Annotated in this window: 4 protein-coding genes; 2 read left to right on the top strand and 2 right to left on the bottom strand. The window is 52.6% G+C overall.

Features of this window, described 5'->3' with window-relative positions; translation table 11 throughout:
- Together CKW18_RS30755 and CKW18_RS29465 are read left to right on the top strand one after the other, a co-directional pair.
- Nucleotides 1-222, top strand: a 222-nt coding sequence (locus CKW18_RS30755; RefSeq protein WP_218274346.1) for a hypothetical protein, incomplete at its 5' end; no start/stop codon positions are given.
- 1,169 nt (nt 223-1,391) lie between these two features.
- Nucleotides 1,392-1,961 carry a hypothetical protein gene (locus CKW18_RS29465; protein ID WP_095191968.1) on the top strand — a complete coding sequence of 190 codons (570 nt, stop codon included), beginning with the start codon at nt 1,392-1,394 and terminating at the stop codon, nt 1,959-1,961.
- 302 nt (nt 1,962-2,263) lie between these two features.
- On the opposite strand, the gene CKW18_RS29460 is transcribed toward CKW18_RS29465, so the two are convergent.
- Both CKW18_RS29460 and CKW18_RS29455 read right to left on the bottom strand, forming a co-directional pair.
- A complete protein-coding gene (locus tag CKW18_RS29460) occupies nt 2,264-3,067 on the bottom strand; it encodes a hypothetical protein (RefSeq protein WP_095191967.1) in 804 nt (267 codons plus the stop codon).
- 10 nt (nt 3,068-3,077) lie between these two features.
- A partial coding sequence (locus CKW18_RS29455; RefSeq protein WP_141233070.1) for an integrase core domain-containing protein occupies nt 3,078-3,325 on the bottom strand: 248 nt, incomplete at its 5' end.

Genomic DNA, 3,325 nt, shown 5'->3' with positions numbered 1-3,325 from the left:
TTGGCACCCACCACAGGAAGGGAATCGGGTGGCGTGGGGCGTCAGATCGATCTGGAGGGCATCACCATCAGGCTTGATCGTGACGACAGAAAAGCCCTCCCAAAAAGGAAGGAAAGTATTAATATCGCGCATAAGAACGCCGGTTTGTTAGATGTGTTTGCTCGCACGAACATCATCAATCAAATCGGCGTTCTTGTTTCTGTGTTTCCCGGGATTCCGTGAAGAACCTTTTTTTTTACATCAGCAAACGTATTGCGGGCGCGCTTCAGGTGTCCTGGTTGTCCTGCTCGATCAAGATCATTGGCGCAATGGTCGTCGCTGCTACCTGCCTGCGGATTGAGCGCACCTGGACTAACAAAGCGAACACCTCAGCGTCTGGATCCGCCTCACTGGTCGACACGGTGTCCAGATAATCAGTCAGCGCTCGTAATTGGCGTTCCTTCAGGGCCAATAAAGGCTGTCGAAGGGTAACGGCTCCCCGGTGAAAACTGACTGCTAAACTCTGTTCGACTTGAAGGTAGTGGAGGCCCAACATGAACCCATCGCGAGCCGAAAGAGAGGATGGTGGGCGTCGTATGCTGGCTTTATGGCCGCAGCATGTAGCTAGATTTATTCGGGTATTGAGAAAAGCTGGTGTCAGCACAACCGTAACCGAGGTAGCGCAGCTCTGGTGGGCGTTTTCGATGTGGTGGGTTGCTGAATGGTTATATCCTCCGCGCTCTGACAAAGAGCTTTTACATATCCTGCTTCGTGGACTGAGGCGCCTGCCGAGGTCTGATCGGGATTGGGGGCTTAAGTGCCTTGATCGTTACTATGCAGCAGGGGGTAATTGCTCTGCTTTCCCCGTCCCCTGGGACGTGACGCCTGAAGAGTTTGACCTCGCCATCTCACGGTTTCTTCCGTCCCATCGACTTAACCGGAGGGAAGCTTGCACAGTCATTGCCCAACACTACTTCGTCGGTAGGATTAAGCAATGTCCAGAAAACGAATCGGACCTTGCAAAAGTTTGTTTCGTAGCTTCAGCGTACTTTTACCCTGTAGGTCGAGTAGGGCCTGATGGCTATCCCAGATAATGACGGGAGAATAATGGCAGCTGTAGTCCTTCCAGCTCGCCTTTTTGCGACAGTTTTAATTCTCAAGCGTGTGGTGCATCGGGGGCGTTATGCGTTGCTGCGACAGTTTTTCGTGGCATGAGCTCGGCCTGGAAGGCGCGACTTTGTGCATCGGCTGAGACAGCTTTAATTCTCAAAAGCCATTGGTATAGCGGCTGACTAGCTTCGGCTCACATTCAGTGAGAATGGCTGACGTTTCGGCATGCGCATCTGCTAGCCAGACGAACGGTTTTATTCGTGTAAAATCGAGCTCTTACCTTACGTGCTCGAGGACTGAGCTTGGCTAAATTTCACGTCGACTCTATCCAGGAGTGGCAGTCATTCGAGCACGACGGTGTTGAGTACGATCTCGGCCACCTGTCGTCGCACTTGGTGGTCTTTAAGGCCGATAAACGAGACTTCGAATTTGTTGTGACTTATGGCCTCCACTGCTTCACGAAAGACGACAGCGGCACCAACATTCCGTACCTATACGAAGATGGTCGGCACGGGCAAATGGTCTGCCTAGAGCGCTACGAAGCCTCCAAGCAGCTCAAGGGCATCATAGAGAAGCTCAACGTCGCTACGATCTACCACACTGAAGGTGAGCGGTTTTTCACCATGAGCGTGTTGAACGGCGCTACCGGACTGCTAGAACCGTACAAAGTGTGCTTAGCGTTTTTTCGCGAACACCGATTGCTGCGGATTCACGTCACAAGCGCGTATTTCGCACGCACAGGCGAAGGTTCACCGGATACCCCGATCAACAAGAAGGGGTTTAGTGTCTTCAAGGTCGCGATGGATACGCAAAATAAGCCTAAGGGCCAATGCCCCAAGGAAGTACGGAATCGGCCGAGAGCGCAAAAGTGAAGAGCCAGAAACGGCGAATCCCGCTCTAGGCGGGATTCTCAGCCGTCGATTGCATGCGTTCGACGGGGCAGGACACTGTTACCTGGCACTGGGCCATCTGACTTTCATCAGAAGCGGGGTGCGATCCGAAGATCCCTGTAACCACCCTGTGGTTCACGCCTAGGCGCAGAAGAATAATAGTCAATCCATAATAACTATGTCAACCATGCTGACACCTCGTGAATCCATTCCGGCCCGATCATCCCTCAGCAATCGTTCAGAACTATCCTGACATGGCCCCTCAGCTAAGCACCAAGTGGAGATCAACGATCCATTCCAGTTCCAAATGGATTCCCTTCGATATCCACATCTCCCATCATCGGCAAGCCAGTAGCGGGGTTTGTCATCTTGAACGTTTCTTCTGGCCCACCCATCACATTTCTGTTTGTTCTGACCGGCGAATGCCCCATCCCCGGATCTACGTGCTGAGCATTGGCGATAAGGATGTACAACAATGCAAATACGCCTCCAACTGTGCAGATCCCAAGCGCGTTCTCTGTACTACCATGCATCGTGAAGTAGACAGCACCGTAAGCAGTAGCGGCGCCGAGGACGAACGAGGCGATCGACAAATCTTTGCCTTTAACACGAGCCATTACAGAGATCATAACGAAGACCATCCCTGTCACTGCAGCAAGAAACTGACCAGCCCCCTTCCCTTCTTCTTTGACTGCCCAGACCATAGCTAAGGCGAGCCCAAGCTTGATCAGGCCCATGATCAATGAGGAACCAGTCGCTTTATCAATCTTACGCAGGACATTCTGAATCGCATTCACTGCGTAATGCGCGGGACTTTCCCAAGGCAATATTTCACTATTTGCCTGATCTAAGTACTCTGCTTTGGTCGACACACTTTCTTTCAGCTCATCGGCCATATTGATGAAATCAGCCGCCAGTGCCTGGTCAGCGCCCCTTGATTTGGCATTGCTCAAAATGGCAGCCATCGAACGAAGCAGAAGATTTTGGTGGTCGCTCAAGCCTGGAGTTACCCCGATGAACCGGGTGATGGACACCCGCACAGATAGAGCTGCCTCAATGTGTGGACTTGCCCCTACAAAACCGGACACCAACTCTCCGTTAAATTGATGCAGCTGCCAAGCGCCTGAACTCCCTCGGTGAACGGTAGTTCAAGGCGCTGTGCGGATGCTGCTCGTTGTAATGTTCGAAGGCAATTGCCAGGTTACGCAACGCCGTTTCTCGATCCGGCTTGGGCATGTGCGCCACGTAGTCACGCTTGATCGTCTTCACGAAGCTCTCGGCCATGCCATTACTCTGCGGGCTACGCACTGGTGTGGTCACCGGCTGCAAGCCGATCTGCCGAGCAA

Origin of the sequence: Pseudomonas sp. Irchel 3E19 (genome assembly GCF_900187585.1) — a bacterium.
GTDB lineage: Bacteria > Pseudomonadota > Gammaproteobacteria > Pseudomonadales > Pseudomonadaceae > Aquipseudomonas > Aquipseudomonas baetica.
Note: the sequence above shows the minus strand (reverse complement) of the source record. Positions and strands in the feature narration are given on the sequence as shown.